The organism is Oceanococcus atlanticus, assembly GCF_002088235.1.
GTDB classification, from domain to species: domain Bacteria; phylum Pseudomonadota; class Gammaproteobacteria; order Nevskiales; family Oceanococcaceae; genus Oceanococcus; species Oceanococcus atlanticus.
Map to the genome: position 1 here is coordinate 127,991 of NZ_AQQV01000004.1, position 17,043 is coordinate 145,033.

The 17,043-nt window shown below is 60.8% G+C and carries 15 protein-coding genes; 9 read left to right on the plus strand and 6 right to left on the minus strand.

Translation table 11 applies throughout. From position 1 onward, the window contains the following. Nucleotides 1-10 precede the first annotated feature (10 nt). Nucleotides 11-1,393 carry a DUF1329 domain-containing protein gene (locus ATO7_RS14995; protein WP_083563161.1) on the plus strand — a complete coding sequence of 461 codons (1,383 nt, stop codon included), beginning with the start codon at nt 11-13 and terminating at the stop codon, nt 1,391-1,393. 74 nt (nt 1,394-1,467) lie between these two features. Here the strand turns inward: ATO7_RS14995 and ATO7_RS15000 are convergent, their stop codons facing one another. After that, nucleotides 1,468-2,706 carry a DNA recombination protein RmuC gene (locus ATO7_RS15000; RefSeq protein ID WP_146680387.1) on the minus strand — a complete coding sequence of 413 codons (1,239 nt, stop codon included), beginning with the start codon at nt 2,704-2,706 and terminating at the stop codon, nt 1,468-1,470. Between the two features lie 194 nt (nt 2,707-2,900). Here ATO7_RS15000 and ATO7_RS15005 point away from each other — a divergent pair, with 194 nt between their 5' ends. Next, nucleotides 2,901-3,818, plus strand: coding sequence for an oxidoreductase (locus tag ATO7_RS15005; RefSeq protein WP_083563165.1), 918 nt, complete (start codon nt 2,901-2,903; stop codon nt 3,816-3,818). 10 nt (nt 3,819-3,828) lie between these two features. On the opposite strand, the gene ATO7_RS15010 is transcribed toward ATO7_RS15005, so the two are convergent. Beyond that, nucleotides 3,829-5,643, minus strand: coding sequence for a putative bifunctional diguanylate cyclase/phosphodiesterase (locus ATO7_RS15010; RefSeq protein ID WP_083563166.1), 1,815 nt, complete (start codon nt 5,641-5,643; stop codon nt 3,829-3,831). Beyond that, a complete protein-coding gene (locus tag ATO7_RS15015; protein WP_083563168.1) occupies nt 5,640-9,089 on the minus strand; it encodes a hybrid sensor histidine kinase/response regulator in 3,450 nt (1,149 codons plus the stop codon). Before ATO7_RS15015 ends, ATO7_RS15010 begins: the two co-directional genes overlap by 4 nt. Before the next feature lie 207 nt (nt 9,090-9,296). Here ATO7_RS15015 and ATO7_RS15020 point away from each other — a divergent pair, with 207 nt between their 5' ends. The 5 genes from ATO7_RS15020 to ATO7_RS15040 all read left to right on the plus strand — a co-directional run bounded on the left by ATO7_RS15020 (nt 9,297) and on the right by ATO7_RS15040 (nt 14,761). Next, nucleotides 9,297-10,301, plus strand: a complete 1,005-nt coding sequence (locus tag ATO7_RS15020; protein ID WP_206044950.1) for a ferredoxin--NADP reductase — start codon at nt 9,297-9,299, stop codon at nt 10,299-10,301. After that, nucleotides 10,298-11,002: a MerR family transcriptional regulator gene (locus ATO7_RS15025; protein ID WP_083563172.1), complete on the plus strand. Its 705-nt coding sequence runs from the start codon at nt 10,298-10,300 to the stop codon at nt 11,000-11,002. The genes ATO7_RS15020 and ATO7_RS15025 overlap by 4 nt, the downstream gene beginning before the upstream one ends. Then, complete coding sequence (locus tag ATO7_RS15030; RefSeq protein WP_083563174.1) at nt 10,999-12,231, plus strand: ferritin-like domain-containing protein; 1,233 nt, start codon at nt 10,999-11,001, stop codon at nt 12,229-12,231. The genes ATO7_RS15025 and ATO7_RS15030 overlap by 4 nt, the downstream gene beginning before the upstream one ends. A gap of 74 nt (nt 12,232-12,305) precedes the next feature. Next, entirely contained in the window at nt 12,306-14,174 is a 1,869-nt protein-coding gene (locus ATO7_RS15035) for an MFS transporter (protein WP_083563177.1), read from the plus strand. Next, complete coding sequence (locus tag ATO7_RS15040) at nt 14,174-14,761, plus strand: TetR/AcrR family transcriptional regulator (protein WP_083563179.1); 588 nt, start codon at nt 14,174-14,176, stop codon at nt 14,759-14,761. Before ATO7_RS15035 ends, ATO7_RS15040 begins: the two co-directional genes overlap by 1 nt. A gap of 48 nt (nt 14,762-14,809) precedes the next feature. Here ATO7_RS15040 and ATO7_RS15045 read toward each other — a convergent pair whose 3' ends face one another. Beyond that, nucleotides 14,810-15,106 carry a YiaA/YiaB family inner membrane protein gene (locus ATO7_RS15045; protein ID WP_083563181.1) on the minus strand — a complete coding sequence of 99 codons (297 nt, stop codon included), beginning with the start codon at nt 15,104-15,106 and terminating at the stop codon, nt 14,810-14,812. Next, nucleotides 15,103-15,768 (minus strand): PspA/IM30 family protein, encoded by a 666-nt coding sequence (locus tag ATO7_RS15050; RefSeq protein WP_158523231.1) that lies wholly within the window; start codon nt 15,766-15,768, stop codon nt 15,103-15,105. Before ATO7_RS15050 ends, ATO7_RS15045 begins: the two co-directional genes overlap by 4 nt. Before the next feature lie 128 nt (nt 15,769-15,896). On the opposite strand from ATO7_RS15050, the gene ATO7_RS15055 reads away from it, so the two are divergent. Both ATO7_RS15055 and ATO7_RS15060 read left to right on the plus strand, forming a co-directional pair. Next, nucleotides 15,897-16,268, plus strand: a complete 372-nt coding sequence (locus tag ATO7_RS15055; protein ID WP_083563185.1) for a hypothetical protein — start codon at nt 15,897-15,899, stop codon at nt 16,266-16,268. Beyond that, nucleotides 16,268-16,705 (plus strand): hypothetical protein, encoded by a 438-nt coding sequence (locus tag ATO7_RS15060; RefSeq protein WP_083563186.1) that lies wholly within the window; start codon nt 16,268-16,270, stop codon nt 16,703-16,705. The genes ATO7_RS15055 and ATO7_RS15060 overlap by 1 nt, the downstream gene beginning before the upstream one ends. Here the strand turns inward: ATO7_RS15060 and arsC are convergent. Further along, complete coding sequence (gene arsC / locus ATO7_RS15065; RefSeq protein WP_083563188.1) at nt 16,690-17,040, minus strand: arsenate reductase (glutaredoxin); 351 nt, start codon at nt 17,038-17,040, stop codon at nt 16,690-16,692. The two genes, ATO7_RS15060 and arsC, sit on opposite strands and share 16 nt — an antisense overlap. Nucleotides 17,041-17,043: the final 3 nt, after the last annotated feature.

Here is a 17,043-nt window from a genome sequence, read left to right on the forward strand (position 1 = left end):
GAGACACATTATGACCAGAGCCCGAATCGGTCTGGCGGCCGTCACCATCGCCGCAGTTTGCGGCAGTTTGAGCCTGTCTGCGCAGGCCAAGGTATCGGCCAGCGAAGCCGATCGGCTGGGCAAGGATCTGATGCCGCTTGGGGGTGAAAAAGCTGGCAATGCAGATGGCTCGATCCCGGCCTGGGATGGGGGCATGAACATCGAGGTCAAGCTTGATGGCACCCAGCGCCATTCTGAAACGTATAAAGATGTGGGTGGTGCGGACAAACCGCTGTACGTGATCACCGCAGACAACATGGACCAATATGCCGAGCTGTTGACGCCTGGCATGAAAGCCATGTTCAAGCAGTACCCCGAGACTTTCAAAATGCCGGTCTATCCGTCGCGCCGTACCGCGCTGGCTCCGGATTTTGTCTACGCCGCAACCAAACGCAACGCCGTGAACGCCGAATTGGCCAACGGTGGTGAAAGCCTGGTCAATGCGGTGACGGGTATTCCGTTCCCGATTCCTCAGTCCGGCAAGGAAGTGATCTGGAACCACAAGACGCGTTATCGCGGTCAGAGTGTGACCCGTTACAACACCCAGCTTGCGGTTCAGACCAGCGGCAGTTTCGTGCCCTACAAGCTGCGTGAAGACGTGTACTTCTCGTATTCGCAGGACGGCATCAAAACGGAAGATCTCAACAATGTGATCGTCTACTTCCTGCAGGTGACGACAGCACCGCCGCGTCAGGCTGGTCAGGTCTTGCTGGTTCACGAAACCATGGACCAGGTGGCTGAAGCCCGTCGTGCCTGGTTGTACAACCCAGGTCAGCGTCGTACCCGCCGCGCACCCAATGTGGCGTATGACAACCCGGGTACCGGGGCGGATGGTCTGCGTACCAATGACCAGCTGGATATGTTCAACGGTGCAACCGACCGCTACAACTGGAAGCTGGTCGGCAAACGCGAAATGTTGGTGCCTTACAACGCGCACAAACTCAGCGACAGCCGTCTGAAGTACGAAGACATGACCATGGTGGGGCATCTCAATCCTGAGCATACGCGTTACGAGAAGCACCGCGTCTGGGTGCTCGACAGCGAAGTCAAGGATGACACCAGCCACCTGTACAAACGGCGTACTTTCTACGTTGACGAAGACAGCTGGACGGCGCTGCAGGCGGACATCTACGACAACCGCGACAATCTGTGGCGGGTTCAGGAATACCATCAGGTGACGGTGCCATGGACCAAGGCCGTCGGCCCGGCCGCTGGCACGGTGTATGACCTGCAGTCCGGCCGCTACCTGGTCATGGAGTGCAGTAACGAAGAGCCTGAGTTCTCGACCAAGAGTTTTGGCGAGGAGCACTTCCGCACCTCTAACATGCCGCGTGTGGCAGCGAACATTCGCTAAGCACGATTCGATTCAAAAAAGCCCCGCAATGCGGGGCTTTTTTTATGCTTGCTTGTGACCTGATTCAAACCCGCTCAGTCGTCACCGGTGTGAGTGGGCAGGGCGTCGGGTGCGTCGGTCTGGACCTGCTCAATGGCGGCGAAGCGCTTGCTGATCTTGTCCGCTGTGATGTGCACCTTACGGGTTTCTTCGTGAGCACTTTCGATGTGCCGTGAGAGCTTGTCCATGCGGGTGCGGAAGCGGTCGAACTCGGTGTTGAGTTCGATCAGGTACTGGCGCAGCTTGCCGGCCTGTTTGCGCAGCGCATCGTCGCGCAGGACCGCGCGTGCGGTGGTCAGCACCGCCATCAGCGTGCTGGGTGAGCAGATCCAGACGCCACGGTCGTGAGCCTGCTTGACCAGATCGGCATGGTGGGCGTGGATTTCGGCGAAGATCGATTCGGCCGGCACGAACATGATGGCGCCAATCGCTGTTTCATCGGGAATGATGTACTTATCAGCGATATCGTTGAGGTGCTTCTTGATGTCCTGCTTGAAGCGGCGCGATGATTCCAGACGATCACGCTCGCCGCGTTGTGGGTCAGTCATGGCCTGGAAGTTTTCCAGCGGGAACTTGGCGTCGATGCACACATCGCCTGTGGGGGGCGGAAGGCGCAGCAGGCAGTCCACCCGGGTACCGTTACTCAGGGTGTACTGCCACTCCACATGCTGATCGGGCAGGGCGTTGCGGACCAGAGCTTCGAGCTGAACCTCACCAAAGGCGCCGCGCGAGCGTTTGTCCGAGAGAATCTCCTGCAGGCTGACCACATTGGTGGACAGCTCGGTGATGCGTTTCTGGGCTTCATCAATCAAGGCCAGCCGTTTGACCACTTCGGTGAACGTCGAGGTGGTCTTTTCAAAGCCCTGCTTGAGCCGCTCATCGACCTGATTGCTGATGTCTTTGAGCCGATTGTCGGTCGTCAGGGTGAGCTTCTCGACCTGCTTGGTGAGCTGTTCGGTGCTATTGGTCAGCGACTCTGCAACCTGCTTGCCCATGCTTTGCGTTCCGCTGGCCAGGCGTTCGAGCACTTGCGTCTGCAGGTCGCCCATGCGCCGTTCCAGACCGGTGCGTAGGTCGGCGAAGCGCTCCGACAGCTTGTTCATGTCATCGTGGGCCTGGCCGCGCGCGCGATCCAGCTGTTGCAGCAGAAACTCCCTGAGTTGCTCGTTTTGATGGTTCTGGCTTTTCTCACCATGTTCCAGCACGGTCAAGGTCTGTACCAGTCGCTCTTCGACCTGGCGTGTGCGCTCAGCGGCCTGCGCGTGGGCGCTCAACAGGCGTTTGATCAAGACCAGGCAGAGGAGCAGAAGTCCTAGCCCGAGCAGGGCGCCAGCTGCGAGCAGAGGGATTAAAAAATTTTCAGGAATGGCCACAGGTTTTGACGAAAAGCAGTCTGCGAGTAGGGGCGCCAGTGTACTGCACGGATTCGTTGAAACCGGTATAACGACCTTTTGCGAAGGAGCGGGTGATGGCCTGGACCGAACACGATATTCCCAATCAGCAGGGTAAGACGATCCTGGTGACCGGTGCCAACAGCGGGCTGGGTTTTCATACCAGCCGGGCACTGGCTGCTGCAGGCGCGCGCGTGCTCATGGCCTGTCGCAGCGCCGACAAGGCGCAAGCCGCACGGGCTCAGATCCTGCAGCATGTTCCGCAAGCCGATTTGCAGATCCTGAGTCTAGATCTCGCCTCACTGGCCAGCGTCAAGGCCTGTACGCAACTGGTTCTCGACAGTACCGATCAACTCGATACCTTGATCAACAACGCCGGCATCATGGCGGTGCCCTACGCTCAGACTGAGGATGGGTTTGAGATGCAGATTGGCACCAACCATTTTGGCCATTTCGCGTTGACGCTCGGGTTGCTGCCGCTCTTGAACAAAGCCCCGGCAGCGCGTGTGGTTAGCGTATCCAGCATGGCCCACAACTGGACTCCGGGGCTCGACTTCGATGACCTGGATTGGACCCGGCGCAAGTACCGGCGTTGGCAGGCGTATGGCGACAGCAAGATCGCCAACCTGTACTTCAGCTTTGAACTGGGTCGGCGACTGGCCGGTAGCACGGTGACGGTTGCTGCGGCTCACCCGGGGTATTCCGATACGCACCTGCAATACGTTGCTGCTGAGCGTAAGAACAGCACGCTCGAACGCGCGGTGATGTGGTTGGGAAACACCTTGTTCGCCCAGCCGGCTGACCGGGGCGCATTGCCCAGCATGTATGCGGCCACCGCCGCCGACGTGATCAGTGGTGATTACATCGGCCCGGATGGTTTTCAGCAAACCCGTGGTTACCCACGTAAGGTGGGCTCGAATCGACGCTCGCGTAACCGTGATATCGCGGCAAGGCTTTGGGAGGTTTCCGAGCAGCGCACCGGGCTGGGCCTATAGACGGCGGGCTCTAGCGTCGGCTGGCGTGGTTGTGCACCACCTTGATCAACTCATCCGGTGCAACCGGGCGGTATAGGTGGTAACCCTGCACGTGCTGGCAGCCATTGAGGCGACAAAACTCCAGCTGGCCCTGGGTTTCCACCCCTTCCATCAAACAGTCCAGGCCGAGTGTGCGCGCCAGCTTGATAATGGCGCGCGCAATGCTTGCCGATTTGGCATTGGTCTCGACTTCGCGGATGAAGGTGCGGTCGACTTTGAGTCGGTCCAGCGGCATCTGCTGCAGGTAAGCCAGTGACGAGTAGCCCGTGCCGAAATCATCCAGCGAGACGGCGATGCCGTAATCACGCAGGCGGATCAGTTTCTCGATGGATGCGGAGAAATCGGTCATCACCGCTTGCTCGGTGACCTCAAGCTCGAAGCGATGGGGTGCGAGACCGGAATCACCGATGATCTCCATGATCTTCTCGGCGCAGTACGGATCCTGAAACCCGATCGCGGACATGTTGAAGCTGAGGCGAAAGCCTGGCGGCAGATCCGCGCCCCAGCTCACCGCATGGGCGCACAGGGTGCGCAGGACATAGTGATCCAGCTGCACAATCAGGCCGCCGTCCTCGGCGATCGGGATGAACTTGGCGTTGGAGACAAATCCGCCTTCACCATCGGGCCAGCGCACCAGGGCTTCTGCACCGGTCATGCGGTTGCGGCTAAGTTCAACCTGCGGCTGCAGGTGGATATCCAGATCCTCGTTGCGCAAGGCATCGCGCAAGCTGCCTTCCAGGCTGTACTTGCTGGCGATGTCTTCGCCATAGCGTGGTGCGTAGGGCACCACACTGCCGCGGGCGCGTGACTTGGCCACCGTGGTTGCGGCCTGGGCCCGGGCCAGCAGTTTCTCCGCCGTGGAGGCATCATCCGGAAACACCACCATGCCGACACTGGCGCTCAGTGAGGTCTGGTGTTCGCCTAGATTGATCGGTCGCTCAAGCTGGGCCAGCATGTCGGCCACAAAGCGTTGGCCATCGTCGCGTGCGTGATCGGCCGCAGTCCAGCCATGGTTGAGTATGGCTATGAAGCTGTCGCCTTCGTCGCGGGCCAGAAAATCGTTGGGCTGAAGAACCCCTTTGAGGCGACGGCAGCCCAGCGCCAGCGCGGCATCGCCAACGCTGGGGCCAAACGTATTGTTGAGCATCTGCATACGGTCAAAATTGATCCGTGCGACGCACAGCTGCAAGCCCTGGCGTTGAGCCACGTCCAGTTCATGACGCATGCGTTCCTGCAATTGGCGTCGGTTGGGCAGGGCCGTGAGCTGATCGAACAGGGTCAGATGCTCGGCGCGTTTTATGGCGTCTTCGCGTTTGCCGATTTCCTGCTGCAATGCTTCATTGGTGCGCTTGAGCTGCAGAGTGCGCTGGCGCACGGCGTGTTCCAGCATCGACTTGGTCTGGGCCAGCAGCAAATGTGTTTTAACCCGGGCCAGCACCGTTGGTGGGCTGATCGGTTTGGTGATGTAGTCCACGGCACCGAGGCGGAAGCCGTTGATCTCATCCTCGACCTCGCTGCGCGCGGTGATGAAGATCACCGGGATGGCGCGTGTCTTGGGATTGTCCTTGAGCCGTTTGCAGACCTCCTGGCCATCCATGCCGGGCATCATCACGTCCAGCAAAATCAGATGCGGAGGATCGTCCCCGGCAGCCAGGCTGAGTGCGCGTTCGCCGTTGCGTGCGACCTGGACGCGATAGTCGCCCTTCAGGACCTCGACCAGCAGTTCGATGTTCTGCGGTGTGTCGTCAACAACAAGCACCGTGTGCTTTTTCTGATCGCTGGTCATGACAGATGTGAGGCCAGTTCGTCGAGTTGCTGGGCGGCTTCTTCAAAGGCAAAGGCGTCCAGGTGCTCCTGGATTTGGCGCAGGCGCTTGTCCTGGCCGGGCGGAGCGCTGAAGGATTTGGCCCGCTGGCGGGCGGTGGCGTCACCTGCAACGACAAGCTGACGCAGCGATGCGAGCGCTTGCGGGTCGAGCACCGGGCGCGGCGGAGGCTCAACAATGCTGTGCTCCTCATCCGGTTGGGGCAGGGCCTCGCGCAGGGTGTTGAGTGCGCTGTCCAGCTTTTGGATCATGCTCAGGCAGCCGTTGCGGTCTTCACGCTCAGCGTACTGCTCGGCGGCTTCACAATGCTTGCGGATCGTGCTTGCGCCAAGATTGCCGGAGGCGCCTTTGAGCGCGTGAACCCGCGCTTTGACCTCGGCCCACTGAGCACCTTCTATAAGCTGGCTGAGCTCGTTCGGCAGTGCTGCGAATCGCGCGCACAGTTCGTTCAGCAGGCGCAGGTAGAGTTCGCCGTTAAAACTGGCCCGGGCCAGGCCGGCGTCCAGGTTGACACCGGGCAGGCTGGGAATCCGGCGACGCGGTCGGGCGATCAGGGTGTCTTCCGTCGGATGAACATCCAGCCACTCTGCGAGCTTGTCATACAGCAGGCCGACATCCACCGGTTTGGCGATGAAGTCGTTGAGGCCTTCATTGAGGCAGCGATTGCGTGTCTCCGGGCGTGGGTCTGCGCTCATCGCAAGGAGCGGAACATCACGTCGTTCAAGCTCTTCCCGGATGACCTTGGCCGTGTCCCAGCCGCTCATTCCGGGCAGTTGCAGGTCCAGCAGGACCAGATCGATATCATCTTCGGAGAACGCGGCCAGGGCCTCTTCGCCGCTGGCAACAATGCTCAGGCGGGCATGCGTTGCGTCGAGCAACTCCTGCATCAATTCGCGCCCGATCGCATTGTCCTCGGCCAGCAGGATGTGCTTGCCGGCCAGTTCCGGTATGCGCATGGGAACGAAGTCATTGGGCTGCGAGAGTTTCTGGCGGCTTGGATCACGTGCAGCGGCTATGGTGTCCAGCAGTATTGGCGAGCTGATCGGTTTGAGCAGCACTGCGTCGACGTCGCTGTCACCTTCCAGTTCGCGCATGAGTTCTTCGCGCCCGTAGCTGGTGATCATGATCACCCGACCTTTGAAGGCGGGAATGGCCTGGATGCGGCGCGCGGTCTCCAGTCCGTCCATGTCCGGCATGCGCCAATCGAGCAGAACAATATCGAAGGCGCGTTCGGTCACCGCCTGCAAGGCTTGGGCGCCGTTGCGGGCTTCTTCAGCGCGAAAGCCAAAATGTTTGAGTGCCGAGACAATCACTTTGCGCGCCGAGCGACTGTCGTCGACCACCAGACAATTCAGGGCGCCCAGTGAGCTGGCATGCTCTGCCATGGCGCGCAAGGTGTCCTCAGGGACATCCAGATCCGCTTCGAATGAGAAGGTGCTGCCCTCGCCAGGGGTGCTGTCGACGGCAATCTCGCCGCCCATCAGGCGGACCAGCTGACGGGCGATGGTCAAGCCCAGGCCTGTGCCGCCGTACTGGCGTGTGGTTGAGCTGTCCGCCTGGGTGAAGGCATCGAACAGGTGAGCTTGAGCTTCCGGCTCAATGCCGATGCCAGAATCTTCAACAGCGAAGTACAGGCGGGCGCGTCCTTCGGTGTAATCGACGCAGCGAATGATCAATTTGACGTAGCCGTGCTCGGTGAACTTGATGGCGTTGCCCAGCAGGTTGATCAGCACCTGGCCCAGGCGCAGCGAATCGCCCAGCAGCAGGCGCGGCACGTCGTCTGCAATGTCCAGTTTGAGGCGTAGATTCTGCTCTTGCGCGCGGACGGCGATGACGTCGTTCACGCTGTCCAGCAGCTGCTCGAGAGAAAATTCCAGATGTTCAAGATCCATGCGGCCGGCATCGATCTTGGATACATCCAGGATGTCGTTGATGATGCGCAAGAGCAGCCGCGACGAGGAATCTATACGGTGCAGATACTCTTCCTGGCGCGGCGGCAGTTCGTTCTGCAGGGCCAGATGCGTCATGCCCAGGATGGCATTCATTGGTGTGCGGATTTCGTGGCTGAGTGTGGCCAGAAACTCGCTCTTGCTGCGGTTGCCTGCTTCCGCCGCTGCCAGCGCGGTTTCCAGTTGAGCGCGCAGCTCGACCAGTTCCTGTATGTCGACCGAAAAGCCGGTCCAGGTCCGCAACTGATCACTGCGCTCGTGAAATTTGCCGTATGCGCGGACCCAGCGGTAGCTGCCGTCGGGGCGCAGCGAGCGGTGTTCGCTGGTGAAGTCGGCGTCCTCGTCGGCGGCCTTCCTGAGGCCCTGTACAACGCGCTGGCGTTCATCCGGGTGGACGCTTTGAAGCACCGCGCGCACGTCGCTCATCGCCGCCACGCGCGGCACCGAATACAGCTGCTCAAAGGCGCCGCCGACAAATGACAACTGCACGTGGCCAGTGTCGTCGATCTGGAATTCCCAGAGGACGCCTGGCGAGGCTTCGTTGATCTGGCGCAGGCGGCGTTCGGTCTGCTGCGCGCGTTGCTCAGCGCGCTCGCGAGCTTTGAGATCCGACTGAAATGAATCCGCCATCCAGTTGAGCGTGCCGGCCAACTCGGCAATTTCGCGAACGCCGAAAATTTCGGCGCGGGTGTGATATTTGCCGCTGCCAATGGCGGTGCCTGCTTCGACCAGATGGCGGAGCGGGCTGACCATGTAACGCTGAGCCAGGAGCAAGGTCAGGATGATCAGCAGGCCGAGGCAAACGAGCAAAAAGACCTGTTGCGACTGGATGCGTTGGACCCGTGCATGCTGCTGCGCCTTGGCGCTGCTTAAGCGTGCTTCAACGGCTTTTTGGGTCTGTGCAATATGGTGATCGAGTTGACGCGCGAGACTTTCGCGCGCGGGTTGGCTGAGCGAGAGCAGAACCTGTGGTGATGCCTTCCCGGGAATGACACCTTTGAGCAATTCTGCCTGCAGCAGCCCCATGTCGATGATGGTGTCGAGGGCACGCCGTAACGAGGCAAGTTCGCTGTCCTCGATCATGGCCTGACTGAGATGGTCAACGAAAAGTGCCGCCGGGGTGTCACTGGGCCGCTTGGCGGTATTGTGCAAATGCGCGGCAGGGTCGCTCAGCAGGTTACGGAGGTCGCGAAAGCCCTTGAGCAGGTTCTCGTGGGTGCGCAGCTGCTTGCGCTCTCCCAGGCTCGCGTACTGCCGCGCTGCACTCTGCAGATCGGTGAGATTCTGCCGCAGGGTTTGGCTGACTTCCTGCATGGCAAGGTCCTGCTCGGTGAGCAAAACCAGGTGTTCGCGCGCTTTGGCTGTCTGGGCTGTTTGAAACAGGGTCAGGCCCAGTACCAAGGACATGCCGCCCAGCAACAGGGCGATGAAAATGGGAATGGGCAGAAACCGTTGCATCCGCCGCAATGTAGTAGCAAAGCGGAGTCTTGCCAAGCGAGGAGGGCGGGGGTTAGTTGACACCTGTCAGATTAGCGCGCAATGTGCGTAGTAAAGGTACGCACTACGTGGTTACGCATGCTCAAGCGATTGTTAGGACGTAAGCCGACCCAGACTGCCCCAACGATTCAGCGCAGTTCGCGCGCATCTTCTCGCTGGGCCGCGGTCATGCCCTCGCCGGATCGGCGTGTGCGGGTGGTGTGCATCGAACGCGAAACCGAGTCTGCGGTGCGTGTGTGTATCGAGCCTGTGGATGGCGGAGACTGGATCTATCGCGCCGGGCAATATCTCACCCACTGCTTTGACATCGACGGTCAGACACAGCGGCGCCCCTACTCGATCTGCGTCGCTGAGGGGGCGAGAGCGCTGTGGTTTGCCTGCAAGCGGGTGGACGGCGGCCGCGTATCTGCCTTTGTGTGTGATGAGCTGGCTGTAGGCGATGAGTACAGTGTGCGCGGCCCCAGCGGCAGCTTCACGCTGGATGATGCGCCGGGCCCCTTGCTGTTCATTGCAGCGGGGTGTGGGATTACCCCGATCATGAGTCTGATTGAGACGGCACTGGCGCGTGATCCACAGCGCGCTGTTCAGCTGATTTATGCCAACCGCGATCAGCAATCGATCATGTTTTCCGATCGCCTCGAAGCTTTGACCCGGCAGCACGGCAGCTTTCAGCTGACGCACGTGCTGAGCCGCCCGCAGGCCGGCTGGGATGGGCCGTGTGGGCGCCTTAACGATCAGAAGCTGGCCGGGCTCGTTACGTTGGGGTCAGATACCCGAGCCTATCTGTGCGGGCCGCAGGCCATGATGCAGGGCCTCCGCGAGACGCTGCTCGGGATGGGGATGTCGGCCGAGGCGGTGCAGAGTGAAGCCTTCACGCCAGCCGCGCGCGCCGTTCAGGCTCACCCTGGCGCGCCGCAGACCGTGCATTTTGCGCGCAGCGGCCAATCCGTTGTGCAGGCACCCGGGCAGTCGATACTCGATGCCGCCTTGGCTCACGGCGTGGCTGTGGATTATTCCTGCACGGTGGGTGGCTGTGCGGCGTGCAAGCTGCGTGTGATCAAGGGTGAAACGCTGATGGATGAGCCGAACTGTCTGTCCGATAGCGAGCGTGCTGCGGGCTACACCCTGGCCTGTTCAGCCTATGCCCTGGGGCCTGTGGAGATTGACGCGTGAGCGGTTTGCGCATGAAGGATCTGGTGGCCCAGACAGGCGCCAGCCGCGAGGCGATCCGCTATTACATTAATGAAGGGCTGTTGCCCGAGCCGCGGCGGACCTCGCGCAACATGGCCTGGTACTCGCAGGAACATGTCAGCCGGGTGCGCTACATCCGTGCGCTGCAGGAACAGCATTACTTGCCTTTGAAGGCCATACGCGCGGTGCTCGATGGTCACGGCGCGGACCAGTTTTCCGCGCAGCAATTGCGTCAGTTCGAGGTGCTGCGTCGGCGTGAGGCGGCCGGACATGTCGGCGAGGTGCGCAAGCGTTTCAGCGCGGTGGCCAGCGAGCTGGGGCTGACCGATGAAGAGCAGCAGGCCGCGCGCGAACTGGGCTTTGTCAATGATGATGGCTCGCTCGGTCCTGCCGATGAGGAGCTGGTGCGAATCTGGGCCGCCATGCGCAATGAGGGCCTGACCCCGGAGCGCGGCTTTGGTCCGGCCGATATGGCTTCGATTCAACGCGCGGTTGATGTTCTGCTGGCCAGTGAGATCGACATTTTCACCGCGCGCTTGAACGACATGGACGACGACGAGCTGGGGCGCGTGCTGGACCGGATCATTCCCAACATCAACCGGGCCTTCGCTCTGCTGCATGAGCGCCGCCTGAGACAGTTCCTGCAGCAAATTACACAGCAGCAAAAAGGAGACACCGCATGAGCGCAATGGACAAGATGCTCGACGGCATGCCCATGGGTATGCGCAACAGCGTGACCAATACGCTGGACAATATTGGTCTGATGCTGTCGATCAAGAACCCCAAGGTGGCCATGTCCATGGCCCCCTCGGCCATGCGCGGCATGGTCATGAAAAAGGGCAAGGGCAGCGACGCGGTCAAGATGCACAGCGGCCATGCTGTGCATTTTGACCTGAACTACGGCACCGATTTTCCCGAAATGTGGGAGCTGTACCGGCGCGCCGTGGCCAATCAGTGGGATGGCGAGCGTGATCTGGACTGGAGCACCGATGTTGATCCGATGAATCCGGAAAACTGCATCCTGCCGGAGGAATACGCACCATTTGAAGGTCTTGCGGCCAAGGGCGTGCGTTTCAATGCGCAGGAGAAACAGCGTTTTCAGGCCGACATGGCGGCCTGGACCCTGGCGCAGTTCATGCACGGCGAACAGGGTGCGCTGTACGCTGCGGCGCAGGTCACCGAAAGCGTGCAGTGGCTGGACGGCAAATTTTATGGCGCCACCCAGGTGATGGACGAGGGGCGCCATCTTGAAGTCTTCTACCGCTATCTCGATAGCAAGATGAACAAGGTGTATCAGGTCAACGACAACCTGTTCGTGATTCTTGACGATCTGCTGACCGACTCGCGCTGGGATGTGAAGTTTCTGGGCATGCAGATCATGGTTGAGGGCCTTGCGCTGGGGGCGTTTTCAACCATGTACAACTACACCCGCGAGCCCCTGCTGAAAAATTTGCTGCGTTACGTGATCCAGGATGAAGCGCGGCATGTGCACTACGGCGTGCTCGCCTTGCGCGAACAGATCACCGAGCATCTGAGCCCGCGCGAGCGGCGCGAACGCGAAGACTGGGCGTTTGAGCTGGCTTTGCTGATGCGCAACCGTTTCATGAGCCATGAGATCTATCACGAGTGGTTTGGCGGCGGCGCGCGCCTGTCGCTGCGTGACTGGAACGAGGTGGTCAGCGAAGCGCCGGGCATGAAGGCGTTTCGTCAGGTCATGTTCCAGCGGCTGATCCCCAACCTTGAATACATCGGGCTGATGAGTGACCGCATCAAGCAGCATTATGAAAAGGCCGGCTTGGCCACCTTCCTGGGCGGGCGCAATGCCACACAGCTCAGCGGTGAGGATCTGATTGCCGAGAACGATGCGCTCAGCGCAGCCGGGGCCGAGGCTCACAACAACGAAGCGGCCTGAGCGTACGGGCTTGCATTTGTGTGCTCTCTGGGCTTAAATAAACACCATTCATTTAAGCCTCCGCAGGGGTGGTCATGAGCAGTCAGTTCCGACTGGTCGGGGAAAAGCGCTTCGGACCCTTTTTCCTGACCCAATTCTTCGGCGCGTTCAACGACAACGTCTACAAGAACGCCTTGATCATCCTGATCGCCTTTCAGCTGGGTGATCCATCCACCTCCAACACGCTGATCAATCTGGCTGCTGCGCTGTTCATCCTGCCGTTCTTTCTGTTCTCGGCAACAGCTGGCCAGATCGCCGACAAGTATGAGAAGTCGCGGCTGATTCGCGGTATCAAGCTGATGGAGATCGCCATCATGTGCATGGCGGCGGTCGCCCTGGTGACCCGCAACATCACCGCCCTGATGGCCTTGCTGTTTCTGATGGGGGCGCAGTCGTCGCTATTCGGGCCGGTCAAGTACGGCATCCTGCCGCAGCATCTCAAGCCCGAAGAGCTGGTCGGCGGCAATGGCATGGTCGAGATGGGCACCTTCGTGGCGATTCTGGTTGGCACTTTGCTGGGTGGCCTGCTGATCGGCATTGACGAGGTTGGCACGCACTGGGTTGCGGGGACGGTGGTGGTGCTGGCCTGCGTGGGTTATGTGGCCAGTCGCGGCGTGCCCGAGGCCGAGCCGGCTGACGCCAAGCTGCGCATCAGCCGCAATCCACTGGCCGAAACCTGGGCCAACCTGAAATTCCTGCGCAGCGACCGTACCGTGTTTCTGGCCTGTCTCGGGGTGTCCTGGTTCTGGTTCTTCGGGGCGATCTACCTGACCCAGCTGCCTAACTACACGCGGCTGACGCTGGGCGGCAACGAGCAGGTCGTGACCCTGTTGCTGACCTTGTTCTCGCTGGGTATCGGGGTTGGTTCGCTGGCCTGCGAGAAACTTTCCGGCGGCAAGGTTGAGATTGGCCTGGTGCCGTTCGGTTCGATTGGGCTGACGGTGTTTGCGCTGGACATGTATTTTGCGGTCGGCGCGCCGGTCAGTGGCGAGTTGATCGGCGCTGCAGCCTTTCTGGGCCAGCCCGGGGCCTGGCGGGTCATCGTCGATGTGGTGCTGTTGGGGGCGTTTGGTGGCCTGTATATCGTGCCGCTGTATGCACTGATTCAGATGCGCGCCAGTCCGGCGCACCGCTCACGCGTGATCGCTGGCAATAACATCCTCAATGCGTTGCTGATGGTGCTATCGGCGATTGTTGCCGCCGGGTCTCTGGCGGCCGGGCTGAGCATTCCCCAGCTGTTCGCGGTGACCGCTCTGATGAACCTTGCCGTGGCCGCCTTCATCTACGGTCTGGTGCCGGAATTCCTGGTTCGATTTGTCGCCTGGATACTGGTTCACACCTTGTATCGGATGAAGAAAAACGGCCTTGAGCGGATTCCCGAGGAAGGCCCGGCCATACTGGTGTGTAACCACGTCAGCTTTGTCGATGCTCTGGTGCTGGGCGGCTGTGTGCGGCGTCCGGTGCGTTTCGTGATGTACCACCGGATTTTCGACATCCCTGTACTCAGCTGGTTTTTCCGCACCGTCAAAGCCATTCCCATCGCACCGGCCAAAGAGGATGAAGCGCTGCTGGCCAAGGCCATGGATGAGATCGACCGGGAGCTGGGCGAAGGCAATCTGGTGTGCGTGTTCCCGGAAGGTGGTTTGACCGCAGATGGTCAGATTGGCGAGTTCAAGGGCGGGGTCGCGCGGATTCTGGAGCGGCGCGCCGTACCGGTGGTGCCGATGGCCTTGTCGGGACTTTGGGGCAGTTTCTTCTCGCGGGCCCGTGGCGCCGCGATGGGCAGTCTGCCGCGCCGCTTCTGGTCGCGCATTCATCTGGATGTGGGCACGCCGGTTGCGCCCGAGCAGGCAACCGCAGATGGTTTGCGTGAGGCTGTCGCAGCGTTGCGGCATCGGCCCTGATGGGGCGACGCAACGATCACACGCGCGAGCAGCTGCGCGAGATGGTGCTGAGTGCGGCTGAGCTGCTCATCGTGCGTGAAGGCATGGCTGGTTTTTCCATGCGCAAGGTTGCGCGTGCCATCGGTTACACGGTGGGCCAGCTGTATCTGCTGTTCAAGAATCAGGATGAGTTGTTTACCGTGCTCAACGAGCGCACAGCGGACGCCATCTACAGCGCCTTGTTGGATGAAACCGAAACGCTGAACGACCCGGCTGAGGCGATACGCGCTGCGGCCCGCGTTTACGTGCGCTTTGCCCAGCGCCATCCGAACCGCTGGCAGCTGTTGTTCGAGCATCGCTTGCCAGCTGGCAGCGAGGTGCCCAAGGCCAACCAGATGAAGGTGCAGCGCTTGTTCGGTCTGGTCCAGCAGCGCCTGCAATGTTTGGCGCCCGAGGCTGATGCCGATACCTTGCGGTGCGAGGCAGCGGCCTTGTGGTCAGGCGTTCACGGTGTGGCGGTGCTGGCCGAATCAAACAAGCTGAACTGGAGTGGTGTCACCGACTTTGGTGCGCTCACCGACCGCTTGGTCGACGGCTTTCTCAAATAGGCATAAAAAAGCCCTCGCGAGGAGGGCTGCGTTGTGGTGCGGCATGGGCTACTCGCGGTGGTATTCCTCGAGCAGCTTTTCGGCCCGCGCCTGCGACAGGCGATTGATCATCTTGTTGGATTCGAACTGGTCGCGCATGGTTTTGGCTAGGGTAAAGCTGGAACCGACCAGAAACAGCGTGCCCATAACGATGTAGCCGCGCATCCACAGGTCCACCGGCATCATCACCACCCCGGCTAGCATGCCCAGCAGGGCGCAGCCGAATGAGGTCTTGACGAAGAACACCCAGCCGGGTGAATCCAGCTTGAGGCCGTCGTAGTTGTCGTTCTGAAATGGGCTGTTCATGCCGCGTTCTCCTGATCCAGATCACGTTTGAGTGCGCTCAGCGCATCCTCCAGAGCCAGGTCATCGCTTGCCTGAGCCTGGCCCAGTTCTTCGGCGCGCAGCGCCTGGGCGCTGATCAGCTCGTCCAGACCGCCGTCCACCCGTTCGCTATAGCGGGCCATGCGCTCACGCCGCCGGACGGATTTGCTGTACAGATCGCCAGACACGTCCGTGCCATCCATCTGCAAGGCTTTGCGCAGGGAAATCACGCGGGCCTGGCTGCCCAGTTCCTCGCGTTCGCGCAGCAGATGGGCGCGTTCCTCGCGCAGGCTGGTGGTCCAGCATGACTGCTGTTGGCACAGCTGCTGCAACTGCTCGATCTCGCGCTCAAGTTTGAGTTTGAGGTTGAGATGATGGCGCGCGTTGGCCTCATTGCCGTCGCTCAGGGTCTGACGGGCGCGCTGATCGTGCGCCTCGGACTGTTTGCGCAGAACACCGAGGCTGGCGTTGATTTTGCGTTCGCGGCTGACCGAGGCGAGCAACTGCTTGCGCAGACCGTCGAGCTCGTCATCGAGGTCGCGCAGTATCTGTTGACTCATGTGTGCCGGGTTTTCCAGCTGGTCCAGACGGGCATGGCTGTTTGCCGTCAGCATCTGTTCCATGCGTTTCCACAGGCTGGGCATGTGCATCTCCTTAAATGAGCGTTGTTCAGAAATTATATGAACATTGTTCATTAGGCAAGCGCCGTTCGTCGGGACAGCTGGGGCTGCTGTGGACTAAACTTTGCCCGCTACCGTTGTGGGGTGTGTTGATGAATGCTGTGCTGGTCGCGCTGCTGGCGCTGAATCTGCTTGTACTGGGCGTGGTGCTGTGGCGCCTGGCGGTGCTGTCACGCTTGAATGCTTTGCTCGATACCGAGCTGAAAGTGCTGCGCCAGGTCCCCCAGGATCAGTCGCTGGATCTGGATGAGTTGCTGGGGCGCGGCAAGCGCACCGTGATCGTCATGGACATACTCAATCCGATGGAGGTGGCGGCCAGCCAGTCCTGGTTTGCCGATCGCTTTGGCAGCGTGGCAGCGCCGCTGATCCGGCGCATCGTGTATGACCAGGCGGTCAAGAACATCCATCGCGAAGTTGCCAAGTGGGGCGTGCAGGCTCAGGTAACGCTGCACCGGGGCGCTTAGTGATCGCGCTGCTGTCGCTGTTGTGCCTGGTCTTGAGCGTGCTGGCCGGGCTGTGCCTGTGGCGGACCAATGTGCACATCAATGCGCTGGCGGCCCAGCTGGCCCGAACGGCGGCGGTGCGTGCGGAGGCGCAACGCATGCGTGAAGCCAACGAGCGCCTGGCCCAGTGGCAAAGCGTGACGGAGAGCTCTATCGACAGCGGTACGGCAGCCGTGCGCGCCGTTCATCGCGGCATCGCCGCCATTCCGTTCGACATTTTCGAGGCCATTCCGGCCACCCGCGACACGTCCCGAGTGGTGCGCGGGGTGCATGATTTCACCAGCGACAACGTGTACGCCGCGATTTCACTGGTCAACCGCCTGGCCGGGCAGCGTGGTCGGCGTCTGCTGAGCCGTGGCGAACGGCGCAAACGTGAGCCGGATCAGAACAGTTCCTGAACGTTTTCGGGTGGTCGACCCAGTGCATAACGTCCGTTGATGCACACGATCGGCCGCTCGATCAGCTTGGGGTTGTCCGCCAGGATGCTCAGCCATTGTTCGTCGCTGCGCTCATCTTTGAGCGACAGGCCCAACGTCTTGAATTGCTCTTCCTTGCTGCGGATGATCGCGCTGGGCTTGAGCCCAAGGCCCTGGCAGGCCGCGCCCAGTTGTTCGACAGTGGGCGCGATGCTGAGGTATTCGACGATGTCGATGTCAATGCCCGCGTCCTGGATCAGCTGCAGGGTCTGCCGGCTTTTCGAGCAACGCGGGTTGTGCCAGATGAAGTTGTGCATGAA